The organism is Novosphingobium sp. B-7, from assembly GCF_000410615.1.
Lineage (GTDB): Bacteria > Pseudomonadota > Alphaproteobacteria > Sphingomonadales > Sphingomonadaceae > Novosphingobium > Novosphingobium capsulatum.
On the sequence record NZ_KE148517.1, the window covers coordinates 15,075 to 15,416 of the forward strand.

General features: G+C 70.2%; 1 protein-coding gene. It reads right to left on the reverse strand.

The window, feature by feature from the left end; all coding sequences use genetic code 11:
* Positions 1-93 precede the first annotated feature (93 nt).
* Positions 94-342 (reverse strand): NAD(P)-dependent oxidoreductase (locus H926_RS31335; protein ID WP_043611282.1); only part of this gene is annotated, 249 nt, incomplete at its 5' end.

The following is a 342-nucleotide window of genomic DNA, read 5'->3' on the forward strand; positions in this document are numbered from 1 at the left end:
AAGCCCACGGCATCGACAAAGCCGGCCATCGCTGCCAGGGCCACGGCAAAACGGCGGCGTGCATGATCCATCCGATCCATGGGGCGCAGCCTATTAGTATCCAGCCGCGCGGTCCACCACCCCGGCCAGCGGCTGCCCGGCGCGCCAGCGCGCGATGTTGGCGGCAATCGCGCGCGCGGCCGAATGGGGATCAGTGGGTGCGGCCACGTGGGGCGTGATGGTCACGCCGGGATGCTGCCACAGCGGATCGTGCTGCGGCAGCGGCTCGTGCGGGAACACGTCGAGCACGGCATGGCCCACCTGCCCGCTGTCGAGCGCGGCGATAAGATCGGCCGTTACCAC